General features: G+C 41.5%; 17 protein-coding genes. 11 read left to right on the top strand and 6 right to left on the bottom strand.

All coding sequences use genetic code 11. The annotated features are described in order from the left end of the window. Positions 1-10 precede the first annotated feature (10 nt). The 10 genes from QSE00_RS02610 to QSE00_RS02565 all read left to right on the top strand — a co-directional run bounded on the left by QSE00_RS02610 (position 11) and on the right by QSE00_RS02565 (position 12,543). A complete protein-coding gene (locus QSE00_RS02610) occupies positions 11-1,039 on the top strand; it encodes a polysaccharide deacetylase family protein (RefSeq protein WP_286104777.1) in 1,029 nt (342 codons plus the stop codon). 350 nt (positions 1,040-1,389) lie between these two features. Beyond that, positions 1,390-2,280, top strand: a complete 891-nt coding sequence (locus tag QSE00_RS02605) for a bile acid:sodium symporter family protein (RefSeq protein WP_110356561.1) — start codon at positions 1,390-1,392, stop codon at positions 2,278-2,280. A 211-nt stretch (positions 2,281-2,491) separates the two neighbouring features. Then, on the top strand, positions 2,492-2,725 hold the full coding sequence (locus QSE00_RS02600) for a hypothetical protein (protein WP_181422884.1): 234 nt from the start codon (positions 2,492-2,494) through the stop codon (positions 2,723-2,725). Further along, a complete protein-coding gene (locus QSE00_RS02595; protein ID WP_286104776.1) occupies positions 2,722-3,669 on the top strand; it encodes an alpha/beta hydrolase in 948 nt (315 codons plus the stop codon). The genes QSE00_RS02600 and QSE00_RS02595 overlap by 4 nt, the downstream gene beginning before the upstream one ends. Next, the gene (locus QSE00_RS02590; RefSeq protein WP_110356558.1) at positions 3,666-4,622 is read left to right on the top strand and encodes an alpha/beta hydrolase; all 957 of its coding nucleotides are present in this window, start codon (positions 3,666-3,668) and stop codon (positions 4,620-4,622) included. The genes QSE00_RS02595 and QSE00_RS02590 overlap by 4 nt, the downstream gene beginning before the upstream one ends. A 16-nt stretch (positions 4,623-4,638) precedes the next feature. After that, positions 4,639-7,005: a GH92 family glycosyl hydrolase gene (locus QSE00_RS02585; RefSeq protein ID WP_286104774.1), complete on the top strand. Its 2,367-nt coding sequence runs from the start codon at positions 4,639-4,641 to the stop codon at positions 7,003-7,005. After that, positions 7,002-8,081, top strand: coding sequence for a sialidase family protein (locus tag QSE00_RS02580; RefSeq protein WP_286104773.1), 1,080 nt, complete (start codon positions 7,002-7,004; stop codon positions 8,079-8,081). The genes QSE00_RS02585 and QSE00_RS02580 overlap by 4 nt, the downstream gene beginning before the upstream one ends. 8 nt (positions 8,082-8,089) lie before the next feature. Beyond that, positions 8,090-9,490: a neutral/alkaline non-lysosomal ceramidase N-terminal domain-containing protein gene (locus QSE00_RS02575; RefSeq protein WP_286104772.1), complete on the top strand. Its 1,401-nt coding sequence runs from the start codon at positions 8,090-8,092 to the stop codon at positions 9,488-9,490. Positions 9,491-9,493: 3 nt separating this feature from the next. Then, positions 9,494-11,059, top strand: coding sequence for a hypothetical protein (locus tag QSE00_RS02570; protein ID WP_286104771.1), 1,566 nt, complete (start codon positions 9,494-9,496; stop codon positions 11,057-11,059). Positions 11,060-11,163: 104 nt separating this feature from the next. Continuing rightward, positions 11,164-12,543, top strand: coding sequence for an exonuclease domain-containing protein (locus QSE00_RS02565; RefSeq protein WP_286104770.1), 1,380 nt, complete (start codon positions 11,164-11,166; stop codon positions 12,541-12,543). Positions 12,544-12,584: 41 nt separating this feature from the next. On the opposite strand, the gene QSE00_RS02560 is transcribed toward QSE00_RS02565, so the two are convergent. From QSE00_RS02560 to QSE00_RS02550, 3 genes are all read right to left on the bottom strand, one after another. Continuing rightward, positions 12,585-12,713, bottom strand: coding sequence for a hypothetical protein (locus tag QSE00_RS02560; RefSeq protein ID WP_258364839.1), 129 nt, complete (start codon positions 12,711-12,713; stop codon positions 12,585-12,587). A gap of 71 nt (positions 12,714-12,784) precedes the next feature. Continuing rightward, a complete protein-coding gene (locus QSE00_RS02555; protein ID WP_286104769.1) occupies positions 12,785-14,194 on the bottom strand; it encodes an MBL fold metallo-hydrolase in 1,410 nt (469 codons plus the stop codon). Positions 14,195-14,399: 205 nt separating this feature from the next. Further along, positions 14,400-16,124: a SulP family inorganic anion transporter gene (locus QSE00_RS02550; RefSeq protein WP_286104768.1), complete on the bottom strand. Its 1,725-nt coding sequence runs from the start codon at positions 16,122-16,124 to the stop codon at positions 14,400-14,402. Positions 16,125-16,271: 147 nt separating this feature from the next. Here QSE00_RS02550 and QSE00_RS02545 point away from each other — a divergent pair, with 147 nt between their 5' ends. Further along, positions 16,272-17,150 (top strand): 3-keto-disaccharide hydrolase, encoded by an 879-nt coding sequence (locus tag QSE00_RS02545; RefSeq protein ID WP_286104767.1) that lies wholly within the window; start codon positions 16,272-16,274, stop codon positions 17,148-17,150. Between the two features lie 18 nt (positions 17,151-17,168). On the opposite strand, the gene QSE00_RS02540 is transcribed toward QSE00_RS02545, so the two are convergent. The 3 genes from QSE00_RS02540 to QSE00_RS02530 all read right to left on the bottom strand — a co-directional run bounded on the left by QSE00_RS02540 (position 17,169) and on the right by QSE00_RS02530 (position 19,840). Next, positions 17,169-18,347, bottom strand: a complete 1,179-nt coding sequence (locus QSE00_RS02540; protein WP_110356549.1) for a cytochrome-c peroxidase — start codon at positions 18,345-18,347, stop codon at positions 17,169-17,171. 70 nt (positions 18,348-18,417) lie between these two features. Further along, on the bottom strand, positions 18,418-19,050 hold the full coding sequence (locus QSE00_RS02535) for a Crp/Fnr family transcriptional regulator (RefSeq protein WP_110356548.1): 633 nt from the start codon (positions 19,048-19,050) through the stop codon (positions 18,418-18,420). Positions 19,051-19,060: 10 nt separating this feature from the next. Continuing rightward, positions 19,061-19,840 carry an aldose epimerase family protein gene (locus QSE00_RS02530; RefSeq protein ID WP_286104766.1) on the bottom strand — a complete coding sequence of 260 codons (780 nt, stop codon included), beginning with the start codon at positions 19,838-19,840 and terminating at the stop codon, positions 19,061-19,063. Between the last annotated feature and the right edge of the window lie 15 nt (positions 19,841-19,855).

The following is a 19,855-nucleotide window of genomic DNA, read 5'->3' as shown; positions in this document are numbered from 1 at the left end:
ACTACAAAAAATGAAAAAATCATATCCAATTACCTTGTTCATGAGCCTTTGTATGGCTCTATTTGTAATTAGTTGCGGGGAAAAGAAAAAAAATACAGACAAGGCCAACAACGATGGCCCTAAGGAACCCGAAACAAGCTTAGAGGCAAAAAACTGGGCCGAAAAACTAGGATGGCCTGCCGGAAAAAAGGTAATCATGTTGCATGCAGATGACATTGGGATGTGTCCCGAGGCGAACATTGCCGCCAAGGAACAATTGACCAAGGGAGAAATACAATCCGCTGCCGTAATGATACCCTGCCCCAATGCCGAAGAATTTATCAATTGGGCCAAGGAAAACCCTTCAATGGATATAGGCCTACACCTAACACTCACCAGTGAATGGAAAAAACATCGATGGGGCCCTATAACTCCAGATAACGAAGTACCTGGATTATTGGACCCTGAAGATAAATTATGGCGCAGTGTCCCGGAAGTAGTACAGCATGCCACAGCTGAGGAGGTGGAAAAGGAAATACGGGCCCAAATTGAACAATCCATTGCCTGGGGCTATAGACCGGACCATATAGATACCCATATGGGTACCTTGTTCGGTGATCCCAGTTATGTAAAGGTCTATATGAAGGTTGCCCAGGAATACGGTATCCCGGCAAATATTATAGATATATCCGTACCAGCAGTTCTTGCCGAATTTAGGGCACAGGGCTACCCTATGGATGATTCCGTGGTAAAAATGTCCGAGGAGTACACCCTGCCCAAATTGGACTTTTTTTCCAGTGCCCCAAAGGCCGATTCCTATGTAGAAAAAGTGGAAGCTTTTAAAACCTTGATAAAATCCTTGCCAGCCGGACTTACAGAGATTATTTTTCACCCCTCCGTAGAAACCGATAACCTAAGGGGCATTACAGGATCATGGCAACAAAGGGTTTGGGAATCACAAATTTTTGCCGATCCCGATCTTAAGGAATTCTTCGAGGAAGAAGGGATAATTTTCACCAATTGGAAGGAAATCATGACCCGGTTCAATTCCATAAAATAAATGCTCAATAAACAAAGGGCATGCCCTGGTTCTACTTAAGGATACGCAAAGGGTCGGGGTATATACAGCAAATGCCTATAGAAACCCTATATATGGCAACAGATTATTTTAAGACCGGAAAAAGGAAACCCACCTCCCCCGGTCTTAAGATCAACCTTTACCCAAAACAACCCTTGAATTTAAAATATTCTAACCCTTTTAACAAAAATATTAACAGATGTTCGATTATTTGCTAATTTATAATGCAAATCCAATAAAATATAATAAGGAAAATAACTTTTAAAAAGTTTTATTTGTGTGTATCCCGATTATGGGAAAATGATAATGATTTACCTTAAAACCTATTTGTCATGAATTCTACCTCTGGAATTATCCTTGCCATTTCCTTGATTATTATTATGTTCGGGATGGGCCTATCATTGACCCTTTCCGATTTTAAGCGGGTGGTTACCTATCCCAAGGCTATGATCATTGGGCTTATCTGTCAGATGTTGTTGTTACCAATAATAGGATATATCATTGCCATTTCCCTAAACTTGTCCCCTACTACTGCCATAGGCATTATGCTATTGGCGGCCTGTCCTGGGGGACCAACATCCAACATGCTCTCATATTTGGCCAAAGGCGATTTGGCCCTATCCGTTTCCCTAACGGCCGTATCCAGTATAATTTCCATTTTGACCATTCCTTTCATTGTGCAATTTGCGCTGGAGGAATTTTCCAATGAGAGTATGGCCATTTCGGTCGATGCCATAACCATGATAAAACAATTGATGGTCATTGTAATTATACCGGTCGGAATTGGCATGCTCATAAAAAATAAATTTGAAGCCTTTGCCAACAAGATGGAGAAGCCCGTAAAAATAGCTTCTGCCATCATATTTGTTTTGGTAATCATTGGGGTGACCATTAGCGTCAAGGATGTTTTTATGAGCTATTTAAACGAAGCAGGGCTACCGGCCATACTACTAAATGTAAGTACTATGACCATAGGGTTCTTAATGGCAGTACTTTTTAAACTAACCAGACCACAGGCCATAAGCATATCCATTGAAACCGGAATCCAAAATGGAACCTTGGCAATAACTTTGGCAACCATAGCCTTGAACAATGCCGAATACTCTATTGTGCCTGCCATTTACGGCCTATTAATGTTTATTACGGCCACTGTAATTATTTTTATTAGAAAACCACTAGGGGTGAAAGATGAATTAAACCTGGAAAAAGATTCTGCCAATTAATCCTGACAAACATAAGATGGGAAAAAATCAATTTATTGTTGCCCTTGTTTTATTCGTCTTTTTTCTCATTCCCTTCCCTAACAATTTTATAGGCTCCTTAATCCCGGATTTTATGTTCAGCTTACGTATGGGCTTTGTTTTTGCTCTAGTAATGTGTTCCCTTGTTCCTTCCAAAGCATTCCGTTTTCTTATAAAAAACAAAAGGGTCCCTATGGGAACATTGAGTCCAAACATGGTAAATGGAGCCGTACTACCCAAGGTTATTGGGGCCAATATTGATCGGGTTACGCCAAAAAGCAGTATGTTCATTTTATCCAACACCCAAAGCTTTATTTTTGGTCTCAAATTTTTGAACACCCCCTTGGTCAACAAAACAATACAGCTTAATGGGGTTTATGGCAAAGCAAAAAATCCGAACTTTAGGTATAATAAATTATGGTCATGAGAATAGTATTGGTTTTATGGATGACCCTATTGATCATTGGTTGCAAGCCGGATGATTACGACCCTTCCCTGCTGCCCAAAGGTTTTGCAAACAACATCAGTCTTAAAGTAGCCTATACACTAGGGGCCATTGAGCCTACCCTTACCAAGGTGGAAGTACCGGAAAGCATCATGGAACACAAGGACCTTGTTTATAAGACCATTAACAACACATCATTAAAACTGGATATATATCATCTTAAGGCTTTAAAAAAAGAAGCCCCCCTTATTATTTTCATACATGGTGGTGCTTGGGAGAAAGGAAAGAAAAGCAATGTTTTACATTATTTAATCAGTTATGCCCAGAAGGGATATGTTACAGCCTCCCTACAATACAGATTAAGTGGTGTGGCAAAGTACCCTGCACAGCTCTTGGATGTAGGGGATGCCGTAGGTTGGTTGAAATCGCATGCAAAGGATTATAACATCAATATACAGAAGGTAGCCATTGCGGGCGGTTCTGCAGGGGCACATTTGGCCATGCAATACGCCTACACCCATTCTTCCAGTGCACAGGACAGCAATGGTATAGCCACCAAGGTCCAGGCCGTAATAAATATTTACGGTCCTTCGGATTTAACGACCGAGGTTGCAAAAAAAGAAAAACGGGTACATCGATTATTTGGAAAAACTTATGAAGAAGCCCCGGAAATGTACAGAAATGCTTCACCTATAACATATGTAAACAAAAACTCCCCTCCTACCATTTCCTTTCACGGCACTTTGGATGAACTGGTACCCTATGGCCAATCCAAAAAACTCCATGAAACCCTAAATGCATATGGGGTGCCCAGTTACTATCACGAGTTAAAAGGTTGGCCACATGCCATGGACCTTTCAGCAAAGGTATTCTCATATATTCAATATCATACAGATATATTCTTGGAAAAACATTTAAAATTATGATTAAAAATATTTTCTTATCCATATTTACACTTGCCTTACTATTGGGCTGCAAGGCCAAACAATACGATGTATCCATACCTCCAAAAGGTTACTCCAGCAATACAAGCCTGAAAATTGCCTATGCCACAGGGGCCTTAAAAATAATAGAAACCGACTTCCCTGTTCCAGAAGATATAGAGGAATACAAAGATGTTGTCTATAAGACCATAGACTCCATTCAACTCAAATTGGATATTTACCATACCAAAACGATCAAAAAAGACGCTCCACTAATTATTTTTATTCATGGCGGCGCATGGAAAAAAGGTGACAAACACGATTATTTGGCGTATTTGATTAGCTACGCAAAGAAAGGTTATATTACAGCTACCGTACAATATAGATTAACCGATGTTGCCAAATATCCTGCCCAACTCCATGATGTGGAAGATGCGGTAAGGTGGTTAAAATCAAATGCCGACAAATACCATATAAACCCAAACAAAGTAGCCATGGTCGGTGGTTCCGCTGGTGGCCACCTGGCCTTACTGAACGCCTATTCCAATACAAAGGAAGATGTAGATAATAACGGGATATCCGCCTCAGTACAAGCTGTCGTTAATTTTTATGGCCCATCCAACCTTACCGATGAAACAGCCATAAAGGCATCCTCGGTACAATATTTAATAGGCAAATCCTACGAAGAGGCCCCTGAATTGTATAAAATGGCCTCTCCCTTATTTTTAATTTCAAAGAATGTACCCCCAACCATAACATTCCAAGGTACCTTGGACGAATTGGTACCCTATGAACAATCGGACATATTACATGCCACCCTTCAAAAGGCCGGTGCCATATCATATTACCACAAACTAAAAGGGTGGCCACATACCATGGACGCCTCCGTAAAAGTAAATGCCTATTGCCAGTATCACATGGATAGGTTTTTTGAAAAGTACATCCCTTTAAACTAAGATTACACGAGACCCAATGAAGTTGCTGAAAAAAATAGCGAAAATCACTGCCATTGCCATTGGAATGGCCATATGCCTAGTGCTTATTGCTATTCTAATTGCTGGGTATAAATACCAAAGCATTGTAAAGGCAACTCCAAAGAACCATACGGAGAAACTAATTCCAGGGCCATTAGGTACATATGTAAATACCTTTATAGGTACAGGAGGCTTTCCCTATTGGGTATGTGGATTTAACTTTCCCGGTGCCACAGTCCCCTTCGGGATGGTGCGCCTAAGTCCAGAAACCATGTCTTTATACAACAACACCAAAGACTTTAGCACCTCAGGGTATTACTATGGCGACAACAAAATACTTGGCTTTAGCCATACCCGTTTGGCCGGGACCGGAGCTACCGATGGAGGTCATTTTCTATTTACACCAACCACCACACCACATAATAAAATTGATTTCCAATTGGATTATGCCCATAAATTTTCCCATAATGATGAAATAGCCTTTCCTGGCTATTACCGCGTAGCACTAAAAAAAGAGGGTATTGTTGCCGAACTTACGGCCACTGAACGCAGTGGGCATCACCAATATACATTTTCAAAAGAAGGCGACAAAAATTTACTTATCCATATTACCAATACTACAGGAAACCATCGGGCAAAGGAAGGATTTGTAAACATACGTCCGGAGAACAATGAAATTGAAGGATCCGTTAGAACATTTGGCAGCTTTGCAAGTAGGTTTGATGGTATAAAAGTGTACTTTGTGGCTAAATTTGATCAACCATTTTCCGAATATGGCATTTGGGACGGTCAAACATTGGATCAAAATAGCCTGAGCAAGAAAAGTGACAGTCTAAAAATTTATCTCGGATTTACCCGGAAACACATTAATGCCAAAATTGGCATTTCCCATGTTAGTATTGAAAATGCGCGTTTAAACCTGGAGACAGAAGCAGGCCATCTTAGTTTTGCGGCCATACTGCAAATAGCCAAGGACAAATGGGAAAAAAAACTGGCCTTAATCAAGATTGAAGGTGGCTCCCTGGAAGAAAGGAAAGTCTTCTACAGTGCTTTATATCGCAGTTTTCAAATGCCTACCATCTTTAACGATGTAAACGGGGAGTTCAAGGGATTTGACAAAAAAATACACCAAACTACCGATTACAACTACTACACGGATCTATCCTTATGGGACACTTTCCGCACCGTCCACCCATTATTCAATCTCATAGCAAAGGATGAACAAAGAGATATGTTGGTCTCTTTAGTGGAAATGTCCAAACAAGGGGGCAGCCTTCCACGCTGGCCCTCTGGGTATGGATATAGCAACTCCATGCTGGGCTCCCCAGCGGATATGGTCATTGCGGAATCTTACTTAAAGGGTATACGCAATTTTGATGTGCAGCTTGCGTATAAAAAAATGAGACAAGTGGCCCTGGAGCCCATTCCCAAGGACAGTTCCGCTGCTGGCCGGGAGGAGATAGATAAATATATCGCCTACGGCTATTGCCCTACGGAATTTGGGGATGAAGCCGTAAGCAAGACCTTGGAATATGGCTGGGCCGACCATTCCATTAGTCTTTTGGCCAAAGAATTACAACTTATGGAAGACCAGGACCTTTTTGAAGGCCATTCCAAATTCTATAAAAATGTATGGAATCCGGATACCCAATATTTTCAAGCCAGACATGAGGATGGGCGGTTTGTGGAAAAATTTAAGCCCTTGCAACTTACTTATACGGACTGGGATGATGAGTATACCAAGGATTATACAGAAGGCAGTGCATTGCAATGGCGATGGGCCGTACCCTATGATCCGGAAGGCCTGGTATCGCTTTTTAGGGATAGAGATTATTTTGTGAGCGAACTGAATAACTTTTTTGCCAAAGCCGATCCAAAAAAAGCTACCTGGACCCCAGGCTCCTATTACTGGCATGGCAATGAACCGGATATCCATGCCGCCTATCTTTTCAATGCCGTTGACAGGCCCGACTTGACCCAAAAATGGGTGCGTTGGATTTTGGATAATAAATACGATAATTCCTATGTGGGCATAGATGGCAATGATGATGCCGGAACCTTGTCCGCTTGGTATATCTTTAGCTCCCTTGGTTTTTATCCTATTGCCGGAACGGACATTTATCAATTGGGCGCACCATTATTTAAGAGCGCTATTCTACAAATGGGAGAAAACCAAATGACCATAGACACGGAAAACTATGATCCCAATAATATCTATGTAAAAAAAATATTGCTGAACGGGCGTCCCTTGGACCGCACTTGGATTAAGCACGAAGAAATAGCCGAAGGGGCCCAACTGACCTTCATTATGGCCAAAGAGCCACAGTTTTTAATTAACAAACAATCATCTAAATCTACCTTATGAGACTTTTATTTTTATTGTGTACCTTGTTAGTAGTATCGTGTAAAGGAAAAATGGAAAAATTACCGGAAGTAGTTCCATTGGACCATCCTGCCATAGTGGAACAGGAATTTATTTATGAATTGGATGATGCACTTACCCCGGAATGCCATGCTTCTACAGTAGAAGTAAGCAATGGTACCGTTATAGCCTCTTGGTTTGGTGGCACCGAAGAAAAAAATGACGACGTTGGTATTTGGGTATCCCGAAAGACCAATGGTTCCTGGACTATCCCAGTAGAAGTAATAAATGGCGTACAGGAAGATGGTAGTAGATATCCCTGTTGGAACCCGGTATTGTTTAAACCCAAAGACCAACCACTGTTTTTATTCTATAAGGTAGGGCCTAGTCCTACCGAATGGTGGGGACTCTACATGACCTCTAATGATGATGGTAAAACGTGGTCCAAACCGGTAAAACTTCCTGAGGGAATTCTGGGGCCCATTAAAAACCAGCCCATACAATTGGCAAGTGGTGAAATACTCTCCCCTTCCAGCACGGAAGATGAAGAGGCGGGTTGGCAAGTTCATTTGGAACTTAGCTCGGATAACGGAAAAACTTGGTCCAAAACCCAGCCCTTGAACGACGGCAAAGAACTAGGCGCCATACAACCTGTGGTCTTTAATTATGGCAATGGAAAATTACAGCTTTTGAGCAGAACCGAAAATGAGGTCATTGCCGAGAATTGGTCTACCGACTACGGAAGCACCTGGAGCAAAATGAAAGCCACGGCTTTGCCCAATCCAAATTCCGGAATAGACGGGGTAAGTTTAAAAGATGGGCGACAATTATTGGTTTACAATCCCACCGGAAAAAATTGGGGCGATAGGGTACCTTTGAGTTTGGCCCTGTCCAATGACGGCACCAAATGGAAACGCGTTCTGGACTTGGAACCTTTAAGGGAGAATACGGATAAGGAGGGCGAAGAATATTCATATCCTACCATGATACAGGCTCCCGATGGGAAAGTGCATATTGTATATACTTGGAACAGAAAGACAGTGAAGTATATCGTCTTGGATCCACAAAAACTTAATTAAGAACAATCATGGGAAAATGGTTAAAGGTTTTGCTGAAATTTGTTGGGGCATTGATAGTTCTCTTGGTAGTTCTTTTCTTTTTTGCCACCAGTACCATTGACACCACACCCTATTTTGAAACGGAGTATTACAGGAATACCATTCAAAATATAGAGGAAGCCGTCAAGAATAAAACCGAGGCCAAAGGCCCGCTGCTTGCCGGATTTGCAAGGACTAATATCACCCCCAAAATTGTAAGTGGCACTCCGGACCCCACCAAAGGTGAATTCAACAATATAAAAATGGCCGGTTATGGTAGCGGTAAAATTGCAACCGGAGTTCACGATTCCATTTTTGCCAAGGCAATCGCAGTTGAAGTAAATAAAGAAACCGTGGTTTTGATCAATGCCGATCTAGTGGCAATACCGGAAGACGTTGTTATCCAGGTTACCGAAAACCTAAAGGGAAAAATAGCCCGAAAACAGCTTTATTTTGGGGCTACCCACACCCATTCCAGCATTGGCAATTGTATGCCCGGTTATGTGGGAAAAGGCTTTGGTGGGGAATATCAACCGGAGGTAGTGGAATGGCTTGGTCAAAAATTTTCCGCCCTCATATTACAGGCTTTGGCAGACAAACAACCCGCCCAATTCTCTTCGGGCTATATTAAAGTACCCAATTTGGTACGCAATAGGATCATTGGGGAATCCGGGCGACTTAATGATAAACTAGACCTTTTGTCCTTTATGCAGGAAAATGGTAGAAAGGCCACTATTGGCGCTTTTTCCGCCCATGCAACCGTAATAGGTACAGACAACGAACTGTATACAGGGGATTATCCCGGATATTTCCAAAGGCATTTGGAAGAAAATGGGGTTGAGCTGGCCATGTTCTTCGCAGGAACGGTCGGAAGTCATTCCAACAAAGGACTAGGTGAGAAATTTGATAAAGCCAAATACATTGGGGAAACCCTTGCCGATTCGGCCCGATCTGCCTTGTACAAAATGAAATATCTCCCTAATGTGGATCTGACCGCCATATCTTCTGAAATAGAAATCCCAAAGTTGCAGTTTCTCTACATATCGGACCGCTTACGCCTTTCCTCTTATCTTGGAAGTAAACTGATGCCAAAGACAAACCCTATCCAAGTTCAAGGTCTAAAATTGAACAACCTCATTTGGCTTGCCCTACCATATGAACTAAGCGGGGAATACGGTTTGGATTTAAAAAATGCCTTGGAACTCCAAGGGTACAATTCCGTTCTCAGCAGTTTTAACGGCCAGTATCTGGGATATATCGTACCACAAAAGTATTATTATTTTGACACTTACGAAGCTCGATTAATGGGTTGGTACGGCCCCAGCATGGGGGATTATTTAATGGAGCTCAATTTTAAAATGGCCAATGAATTAACACATAGTAAACTATAAACAATGAAAACTTTAAAAAAGGGATTAAAAATATTTGGGATAGGCATCCTTATACTCTTATTGGTAGGGGCATCGGTAGTGATGTACAATTGGCGCGACCGTCATCCCGACTATTCCATCGATCTTAAAATCGAGAACAAAACCCCGCAACCCATAACAGCCGGATTTTCCAAAAAGCCCATTACCCCAACTATTGTAGACACTTGGAACGATGCCAATGGAAACAATAAATACAGCAAGGATGAAGGCGATACTTATAACGACAACAATAACAATGGGAAATTTGATGCGTATTGGATTGCAGGAATGAGCAACGCCAAACCTGCCCAGGGAGTGCATGATGATGTCTGGTCCCGGGTTATGGTGATCGATGATGGCAATACCAGGATAGCCATGATTTCTATGGATGCCATTGGTTTTTTACATGGGGATGTAATCGACATCAGAAAACGAATACCTGCCGAGCTGGGAATAGATTACACCCTGTTATCGTCTACCCATACCCACGAAAGCAACGACCTTGTTGGCATCTGGGGCGAAAACATCTTCAATTCCGGCGTAAATCCAGAAATGATGGAATATGTAAAATCCCAAACCGTTGCGGCTATAATTGAGGCTGCCAACAACCTTCGTCCCGCAAAATTGGTTTTTGCCGAAGACCTGTCCGGAGAAGATGGCAAACTCATAAAAGACACCCGAAAACCAATTGTAAAGGCCACTGGAATACATTTAATGCAGGTTCTGGATGCCGAAAACGACACCACCCTGGGAACCCTAATCAATTGGGCAAACCATCCCGAAACGCTATGGTCTCAAAATTTATTGATCAGTTCGGATTTTCCCCACTATATTAGGGAAGGCCTGGAAAAAGGTGTTTACAACGGAGAGGAATTGGTAACTGAGGGACTTGGCGGAGTGGCCATTTATTTTTCGGGAGCTATTGGCGGATTAATGGCACCACATCCCTCTTTGGGGATACCCGACCCCTTTACTGGGGAGGAATACTTTGAACCTACATTTGAAAAAACCAAGGCGCTTGGAGATCAAATTGCCTTGATGTCCTTGACCGCCCTAAAACAAAAGGGTGATACCTTGACCAATTCGAATATTTCTTTAAGGGCAAAGACTATCTTGGCACCATTGGACAATACTACCTTTAAGATTGCCAGTGGTATTGGCCTGATCAAGATGGGAATGCCCGAATATTTTAAATCCAGGACCGAAGTAGGGGCCATTCGAATAGGCCCTGCCCTATTTTTAAGTATCCCTGGGGAAATATATCCCGAAATTGTGTATGGTGGCATAGAGGCCCCCGAAGGTCGCGAATTTAACATACAGCCCTTGGAAATTCCACCACTTCAGGAATTGATTTCCGACAAGTACAAATTTTATTTAGGACTTTCCAATGATGAAATTGGATATATAATACCAAAAAGCGAATGGGACACGGGAAAACCGTACCTATACAATGATGAAGGCGACACCTATGGGGAAGAGAATTCCTTGGGACCGGAAACGGGGCCCATCATTTATAAGGCCTTAACGGAAGTAATCAAGGATTTGGACTAGCTACAAGGAATTTAACATCCGTATACAATTTTAAACCGTTGGAGTCAAGTTTTTAATCAATTTCCCATAACTTTAAGGTTCTGTTACTACCAGCACCTTAATATATGTACACCATCATCGATATAGAAACTACCGGAAACGGGATAAAAGGAAATAAGATTACTGAAATTTCCATATTCAAATTTGACGGTCATGCAATCATCGATGAATATACTTCGCTGGTAAACCCTGAATGTGAAATACCCCATTTCATTACGGGATTAACGGGCATCGATAATGATCTGGTGCGCCATGCCCCCACTTGGGAAGAAATGGCTGCAAAGGTATTGGAAATAACAGAGGACACCATTTTTGTAGCCCATAGCGTAAATTTCGACTACAACGTTATCAAGAATGAATTTCAGAATATCGGAATTAATTTCTCCCGCAAAAAGCTATGTACGGTTCGATTGTCCAGAAAACTTATCCCTGGCCTAAAATCCTATAGTCTGGGAAAATTATGCACTTCTTTGAACATTCCCCTGACAGATCGCCACAGGGCAAAAGGGGATGCCCAGGCCACGGTAATCCTGTTTAAAAAACTGTTAAGGACAAACGGGGCCGAAAAGGTATTCAAAGCTTTTCTCAATGCACGCTCACAAGAAGCTACATTGCCCCCATTGTTACCCAAGGAAATCTTTGAAAGACTACCCCATTCCCCTGGTATTTATTTTTTTAAGGATGCGAAGGGAACCATAATATATGTAGGGAAAGCCATTGATATCAAAAAGCGGGTGCTTGGGCATTTTTACGACAAGTCCAACAAAGAAATTTTAATGTGCAGGGCGACTCACGACATCGATTTTGAATTATCCGGGAACGAGCTAATTGCCCTATTAATGGAATCTGCAGCCATTAAACAACATTTCCCCCTATACAATCAAAGTCAGAAACGAACACCAACAGAATACGCCATTTTCTCCTATGAGGATCGCAATGGAATTCAACACTTGGCATACAACAAATTGAAATTAACGCCCAATCCCATATCCACTTTTAATACCATAACGGATTGCCGCTTGTTCTTGGAAGACCTATGCAAGAACTACGGCTTATGTCCCAAATTCTGTCATTTACAGGAAAATATTAGCAGCTGCTCCCATTATAGTATTACCAACTGTTCTGGAATATGTAAGGGAACCGAATCGCCTTTGGATTATAATACCAAAGTAAGAAACGCCATTGATGACTTGATGGACAGAAACCGAAATTTAGTGATCAAGGAAAAGGGCAGACACGCCGAGGAAGAAGCCTTTGTATTGATTATCAACAACAAATACAAGGGTTACGGATTCCTACCGCGGCAGGAGCAGATAAATAATATTGACGCCCTGGAAAATTTTTTGGAACTCCAAAAAGAAAATACGGATACCAAACGCATTTTGTCATGGTATTTAAGAAAATACCCGAACAAGGCCATTGCCTTCTCCCCTCTTTCCATTTGAAGAAGCACGGCCGGTTGTTTCAAATAAATGAAATACCCGACCTACTTTTTTTTACCACTGTTCATCAACATCAAAACAGCGGTGACAAGCCCAACACAAACAGCTCCAAAAACAGCAATCATTACTATTCCGTTACTCCAATTTACCAATGGCAAGTATTGTAGAATCATAGGTAATTATTTTAAATTCAGTAAGCTAAAATATATACAAACAGCACTGTAAAATATGATAAATATCACTTTTAAAGTGTCGTTGGACAAACATAAACGGTTACCTTATAACCGGAATTCTTTATTTCCTCAAAGCCACCTGCTATATCCACTAAATTATGGATGCCCCTACTTTTTAAAATGGATGCCGCTATAACAGACCTATATCCACCTGCACAGTGTACATAAAAGGTATCCTCCTTAGGAAATTCGGCCATATGGTCATTTAAAAAATCCAAAGGGGTGTTGTTGGCATTTTCCATATGCTCGGATAGGTATTCCGATTCTTTCCTTACATCAAAAACAGGAACTTCCTTATTATCCAGAGTGGCCTTCAATTCCTTGGCGGAAATGGATGTAATTACATCATATTCCTTACCGGAATTTTTCCAGGCTTTGAAACTTCCCTTTAAATACCCTATGGTAGCATCAAAGCCAACCCTGGATAATCTTATGATGGCTTCTTCCTCCCTACCTTCCGGTGCTACAAGTAGGATAGACTGCTTGGTATCGGCAATAAGGGCTCCTACCCATGGGGCAAAACTACCATCCAGCCCTATGAAAATAGATCGAGGAACAAATCCCTTTACAAATTCGTCCTGGTTTCTTACATCCAAAATTACCGCATCCGTGGCATTGGCAGCTTCCTCAAAGGCATCGGGAGACAAGGCAGTGGTACCTCTTTCCAATACGTCCCCTATATCCTCATATCCTTCTTTGTTCATTTTCACATTGAGCGGAAAGTATTTTGGAGGTGGCAATAATCCTTCTGTAACCTCCTTAACAAATTCTTCCTTGGTCATATTGGCACGTAGGGCATAATTCATTTTCTTTTGATTGCCCAAGGTATCCACGGTCTCCTTCATCATGTTCTTTCCACAGGCCGAACCTGCACCATGTGCGGGATAGACCACCACTTCATCGGCTAAGGGCATAATTTTGTTTCTAAGACTATCGAACAATAACCCGGCCAAATCCTCTTGGGTCATATTGGCCGCTTTCTGTGCCAAATCCGGTCTACCCACGTCCCCTAAAAACAAAGTGTCCCCCGAAAATATAGCGTAATCCTTACCCTTTTCGTCCCTCAACAAATAAGTGGTACTTTCCATGGTATGCCCTGGGGTATGCAATGCCTTAATGGTAATATCCCCCAACCTAAATTCCTGACCATCTTCTGCTATAATCGCATCAAAGGAAGGATTGGCCGTAGGACCATAGACAATAGGTGCCCCAGTTTCTTTGGAAAGGGTTATATGCCCACTTACAAAATCTGCATGGAAATGCGTCTCAAAAATATATTTTATAGTGGCATTATCCGCTTTGGCCCTTTTTATATAAGGTTCCACCTCACGCAAGGGGTCAATTATGGCCACTTCTCCTTTACTTTCTATATAATATGCACCCTGCGCCAAACATCCTGTATAAATCTGTTCTATTTTCATCTGTAAAAATTTATTGGTTCCTAATAAGCCATCCGAGTAATTATCGGTAGCAATTCACCATGAAACAATCTAGTTGCCATCAAAGTTGCCCTGGCCCATTTTCTTAATCTTTTTTTTGTGTGGTGATTAAAATTTAATCAAAATAATCTTAAATGGACAATCACCTTTACAAAGGTAAATAATATAGACCTCCCCGAATGCAACATTAGTTACTTTGATTCTGATGTGCCACTCTTTCCCTTAGCAAAGGAATGGTATTGGGATCATCATGATAGGCTACGGCTTCCTTTATCTTAACAAAAAGATATTCTTTATGCAGACAGTTGATAATTCCGCTCTTGAATATTATGTCGCGAATGGGGCCCGTAGCACCCGCAATATAAAACTCGATGTTCCGATTGTGAATTTCTTCGATAACATTGATCAACATGGCAGATGCGCTAGCATCTATATAATTAATGGCCTCGGCATTTAAAATCACCGCTTTCAGGGAGCGGCCCTTGACATTGATGAACTTGAAAAGTTCACTTTTAAAATAACCCAAATTCCCAAAATATAGCTGGGAGTCGAACCTTACGATCAAAAGATCGGATCGTACCTCTGCCTCGTCACCAAAACGACTAATATTTTTATAATAATCGGATCCCTTTATTTTTCCCAAAACAGCAAAATGAGGTTTGGACGTCCTGTATACCATCAAAAGTAGGGATAGTAATACCCCTATTAGAATACCCTCCACTATGCCAACACCAAGGGTAATTAAAAAAGTTATCAAAAGAACCATAAACTCATCCTTGCTTTGGTTCCATAATTTTTTTGGATAGGAAAGATCTATTAGTCCAAATACGGAAACCATAATAATTGAAGCCAGTGCCGCCTTTGGCAAGTTATAGAACAATGGGGTAAGAAACAATAGTGTCAGGGCCACCATTACCACACTGATCAGTGAGGCCACGGTAGTCTTGGCGCCCGCTTCATAATTTATTGCCGAACGGGAAAAACTTGCTGTAACCGAATAGGACTGAAAAAATGAACCTATCATATTTGAAGCCCCCAATGCTATCAACTCTTGGTTGGGGTCTATGGTCTCTACTTTATTTTTTTCTTCAAATGCCCTCCCGATGGAAATTGCCTCCAAATATCCAACCAATGCCAATGTTAGGGCAATAGGCCATATATCCCTAAACTTCTCCATGCTAAAACTATGAAGATTAAAACTTGGTAGGCCTGCTGGGACCTCCCCTACTACCTGGACATCAAAGGCCTCCAAATTAAAAAAATAAACCCCCAAACTGCTAAGTACAACGACCAATAATATTGCCGGAAATCTGTCATACCATTTTTTAAACGAAACAATGATCAGAATTCCTATTATCCCAATAGAGAAATCATAAATATTGGTTTCAGACAAATGCTGAAAGGCATTCATAACCAGCTCGTGAAATTTATTGCTATTTATGATATCCGCTCCCAATAAGTGCTTTAATTGACTAAAAATAATGATTAAGGCAGCGGCAGAGGTAAATCCACTGATTACAGGTCTAGACATAAAGTTGACCAGAAAGCCCATACGCAAAAAACCAAACATCAATTGAAATGCACCTACCATAAACGACAGGAACAATGCCATTAAAATATAGTTTTGCACCCCTGATATGGCAAGGGTGCCCAAACCAGCAGCCACCAAAAGGGAATCCATGGCCACCGGCCCTACGGCAATTTGCCTGGAAGTGCCCAAAAAAGCATATGTCAAAATAGGGAACAAGGAAGCGTACAAACCATAAACCGGTGGCAGACCGGCAATCATAGCGTAGGCCATACCCTGGGGAATTAAAATTATACCCACGGTTATACCTGCCACCAAATCTTTTCCAAAAAGGCTTTTGTTATATTTTGGAAGCCAGTCCAAGAAAGGTAAAAATCTCCTCATTCACCAAATTTAGTATTAAATACCTAATTCCTATGTAACGAAGGTTACAGAATTTAAACCTTTATACCCATTCCTCCCATTCAAATTGGTATTAATAAACATTAAATATTTTATCTTGTACCCTCATTACAAATTTACACTTGGAATATGCAGAAAATACCCTACATCATAAGTTGTCTTATAGCTACTGTAATCCTTTGCCAGTGCAGCACGGTTAAATCTGTTTCTGAAGAAAATAAGGACGGTTGGATTTCCATGTTCAATGGTAAGGACATAAACGATTGGACCACCAAAATTCACCATTATGAGGTTGGGGACAATTACGGCGACACCTTTAGGGTAGAAGATAGTATCATAAAAGTGCGCTATGACCAATATGAGGGCGATTTTAATGAACGCTATGGCCACCTATATTACAACACCCCCTACTCCTATTATCATTTAGTGGTAGAGTATCGTTTTGTAGGTGAATTGCACCCGGGAGCCCCAAGTTACACCATAAAAAATAGTGGGGTAATGTTCCATTCCCAAGATCCCAGGACCATGCCCAAGGAGCAGGATTGGCCCATTTCTGTGGAAATGCAGTTTTTGGCCGGACTGGAAGAAGGAAAATCACGGCCCACCGGCAATATGTGTTCCCCGGGAACCGATGTGGTATACCAAGGTAAAATTGACCCGAGACACTGTATCAATTCCACTTCCAAGACCTATTTCGGAGATCAATGGGTACGCGCCGAGGCCATTGTTTTGGGAGATTCCATTGTGACCCATATTGTAAATGGGGAGGAGGTACTGCAATACACAAAACCACAAATAGGAGGCGGTGTTGCCAACAGATATGATCCGGCCATCAAAATCGACGGTAAATTATTAAAGGAAGGTTTTATAGCCTTACAGGCGGAGGGGCAGCCCATAGACTTTAGAAAAGTAGAATTAAAAAACCTCAAGGGTTGTATGGATCCCAAAGCGTCCAATTATCGTAAATATTACATAAAATCCGCTCCGGAGGATTGTAAATACAACTAATTACCGCATAGCGACCAACTATTGAATATTTCCGCCTACGGGCAATCCACTGGGAACCTTTTCGGGGATTTCCTTATCAAAATTTTCATCGTTAAGGGTATTTAAAAATGAAATGATCAAGGACATATCCTTAACACTGAGTTGAAGCTCCCTTACAAAGGGATCGAACATTTCCTTGGATACCGAGGGATTCCGTGTTTTCCCAAAAGAAATATCCTCATAAAATTCCAATACCTGTTTTAAATTTTGAAAGGCACCATTGTGCATATAGGGTGCGGTAAAACGCAGGTTCCTAAGAGAAGCGGTCCTAAAGGCGAAACTTTCCTGAAATCCACTGTCGGGTTCTGTTAACTTTTTGTTTTCCGGCACACCCAATACGTGCAACTTATAGTCCGAAAACATGGGTCCGTTATGGCAATTGATGCAACCTACGGATTTAAAAAGCTTAAAGCCTTCCTTTTCGGAATGGGAAATGGCGTTTACATCCCCAGCCATATATTGATCAAAGCGGGAATTGTTGGCCACCAAAGTCCTTTCAAAGGAAGCAATGGCCATTCCTATATGAATACTGTCTATTGGTGCATCCGCACCAAAAGCTGCTGCAAAAAGATCTTTGTATTCAGGTATGGCCTGAAGTCTTGCAGCCACTTCACTTAAAATTTGAGACTTTGAAATATGAACACCCTTCATTTCTTCCAAGGTCTTAATGGGCTCCAATGCCTGCTTTTCCAGACTCTTTACACGATCATCCCAAAACATGGGAGCATTTTCCGGATCATAATCATCCTTCCCGTGTATACCATTATATGCGGTGTTTAGAATTGTGGGGGAATTTCGTTTCATTTGAGGAATTTCATTGGGCTGCTTAAATACCCTTTTACTCCCCAACCCCTGACCATTTGCACCAATGGATAGATCCAGGAACTCTGCATATCCGGTAGCCGGGTGATGGCAACTGGCACAAGCAATGTCCTTACCGCCCGAAAGTATTGGGTCATAAAAAAGTAGTTTCCCCAAGAGTTCCTTTTCTTCGGAACTTGGATTTCCTATGGGCGTTTTTATAATTTTGGGTAGGGCAGCAACCTTGGCAACCATCTTGGGCCGGGGTATATCTATTTCCCCTTTCTTGGCAGGATTGCCACAACCCGCCAACAATACGGATAGGACCAGAACATACTTACAAAAACCAATCCTCATTCAACTTTACTTTTACCAAGACAAGTTTAACACTTAAACTGCTCAATAACAAATACTAAACTACAAAAAACTATAGATCCAACACTTTGATCTGATTTCGGTAAAGTTCAATTTTACCTTCATTTTCCATTTTTTTCAATAAGCGGGATACTACCACCCGTGAGGTATGAAGGTCGTAGGCTATTTCCTGATGGGTTGCGTACAATACATCATCATGGGTTACTTTGGCCTTATCCTGCAGGTGCTTCAATAAGCGCTCATCCATTCTTAGAAAGGCAAGGGTATCTATGGTCTCCATTAGTTCCATCATTCTAGCGTGGTAACTGTCCAAGATAAACTGTTGCCACGTTTTATATTTCCCCATCCAGGTTTCCAAATAGCCCACCGGTATCATTAATAATTCTGTATCTGTTTCCGCAACGGCGCGTATTCCACTCTTTTTGTTTCCCATACAACAGGAAAAGGTCATAGCACAAGTGTCCCCTTTTTCAACAAAATACAATAATAGTTCATTGCCATCATCATCTTCCCTTAGCACCTTAATGGCTCCGCTTAGCAGCAAAGGCATGGACTTAATATTAGCACCAATTTCCATTAGGATTTCGCCTTGACCAACCTTTTTATAGCTGCCTACCGTCCTAATTTCTTCCAACAACTCCGGTTCAAAAATATAACCATAATGTAATTCCAATGCTTCTGTCATACTATTCGTTTCAAAGGTTAGGTTGTATTATTACCGAAAATATCCTTTCAGACGTACTTACCGTCTGAAATCCGTTGTGCAAATCCTCCTGGCTTACCGCATATGGATAAAAGGAAATGGGTTCTATACACAGCATATTGGGTACTTCTGTCCACAACATAAAATTCCCAAAGCCTTCAGTTTTTAAATTAATCTCCCCTACATCCGACAAGGTAAGGGAATTGCAGTCCAAAACCGGCAGGGCCCTATTGCCTGCATCGAGTATCTCCTGTAGGGCAATGGTACGATCAGAGGTTCTAATGGAAATATTTTCCGAATATAGTTTAAACGCAGGATGATATCCCAACATAAAAGGCATTCCTGCTTCCCCGGTAATTTTGAATTCAATTCTTAGGCCGTTTTCAAGAATCTCGTAGGACTTTGTAAATTCAAAATTATAAGGCCAGGACAAATATTCCTCCGTGGATTTGGAGGGGAATTTGGAATTCTTGATTGCGGTACCTGACACATATTGTTTCCTATAGATGGACTTGGTTTTGGTTTGGGAAACGAGTTGGTATACCATTTCCCTCAATAGACCATGTTGATCCTGAACAGCTGCACCTTTAGGGGTTGTAACCCTAAAATTTGCCTCATTGGTAGGCCCTATAATTGGAAACATTTCCGTATCCGAATTACGCCATCCCGGACTGCCCTTTTGGTGAATATACTCATGGCCGGCAACTGCATAGCCCACCAATTCCCCTTCATCTATTGTTACAATCTGATCCTGTAGGTTTAGCTTTACCATTTGCTTATACTTTTT

It is taken from the genome of Arenibacter flavimaris, from assembly GCF_030291335.1.
Classification (GTDB): Bacteria; Bacteroidota; Bacteroidia; order Flavobacteriales; family Flavobacteriaceae; genus Arenibacter.
The sequence above is the reverse complement of the archived record's forward strand: the minus strand, read 5'-3'. Positions and strand labels throughout refer to the sequence as shown.

What these genes read in the sequence shown, in the direction of transcription:
- QSE00_RS02590 (WP_110356558.1), top strand. Translation starts at nt 3,666, where the DNA reads ATGATTAAAAATATTTTCTTATCCATATTTACACTTGCCTTACTATTG.
- QSE00_RS02545 (WP_286104767.1), top strand. Translation starts at nt 16,272, where the DNA reads ATGCAGAAAATACCCTACATCATAAGTTGTCTTATAGCTACTGTAATC.
- QSE00_RS02575 (WP_286104772.1), top strand. Translation starts at nt 8,090, where the DNA reads ATGGGAAAATGGTTAAAGGTTTTGCTGAAATTTGTTGGGGCATTGATA.
- QSE00_RS02595 (WP_286104776.1), top strand. Translation starts at nt 2,722, where the DNA reads ATGAGAATAGTATTGGTTTTATGGATGACCCTATTGATCATTGGTTGC.
- QSE00_RS02610 (WP_286104777.1), top strand. Translation starts at nt 11, where the DNA reads ATGAAAAAATCATATCCAATTACCTTGTTCATGAGCCTTTGTATGGCT.
- QSE00_RS02585 (WP_286104774.1), top strand. Translation starts at nt 4,639, where the DNA reads ATGAAGTTGCTGAAAAAAATAGCGAAAATCACTGCCATTGCCATTGGA.
- QSE00_RS02560 (WP_258364839.1), bottom strand. Translation starts at nt 12,713, where the DNA reads ATGATTCTACAATACTTGCCATTGGTAAATTGGAGTAACGGAATAGTA.
- QSE00_RS02570 (WP_286104771.1), top strand. Translation starts at nt 9,494, where the DNA reads ATGAAAACTTTAAAAAAGGGATTAAAAATATTTGGGATAGGCATCCTT.
- QSE00_RS02580 (WP_286104773.1), top strand. Translation starts at nt 7,002, where the DNA reads ATGAGACTTTTATTTTTATTGTGTACCTTGTTAGTAGTATCGTGTAAA.
- QSE00_RS02550 (WP_286104768.1), bottom strand. Translation starts at nt 16,124, where the DNA reads ATGAGGAGATTTTTACCTTTCTTGGACTGGCTTCCAAAATATAACAAA.
- QSE00_RS02540 (WP_110356549.1), bottom strand. Translation starts at nt 18,347, where the DNA reads ATGAGGATTGGTTTTTGTAAGTATGTTCTGGTCCTATCCGTATTGTTG.
- QSE00_RS02600 (WP_181422884.1), top strand. Translation starts at nt 2,492, where the DNA reads ATGGGAACATTGAGTCCAAACATGGTAAATGGAGCCGTACTACCCAAG.
- QSE00_RS02555 (WP_286104769.1), bottom strand. Translation starts at nt 14,194, where the DNA reads ATGAAAATAGAACAGATTTATACAGGATGTTTGGCGCAGGGTGCATAT.
- QSE00_RS02565 (WP_286104770.1), top strand. Translation starts at nt 11,164, where the DNA reads ATGTACACCATCATCGATATAGAAACTACCGGAAACGGGATAAAAGGA.
- QSE00_RS02535 (WP_110356548.1), bottom strand. Translation starts at nt 19,050, where the DNA reads ATGACAGAAGCATTGGAATTACATTATGGTTATATTTTTGAACCGGAG.
- QSE00_RS02605 (WP_110356561.1), top strand. Translation starts at nt 1,390, where the DNA reads ATGAATTCTACCTCTGGAATTATCCTTGCCATTTCCTTGATTATTATT.
- QSE00_RS02530 (WP_286104766.1), bottom strand. Translation starts at nt 19,840, where the DNA reads ATGGTAAAGCTAAACCTACAGGATCAGATTGTAACAATAGATGAAGGG.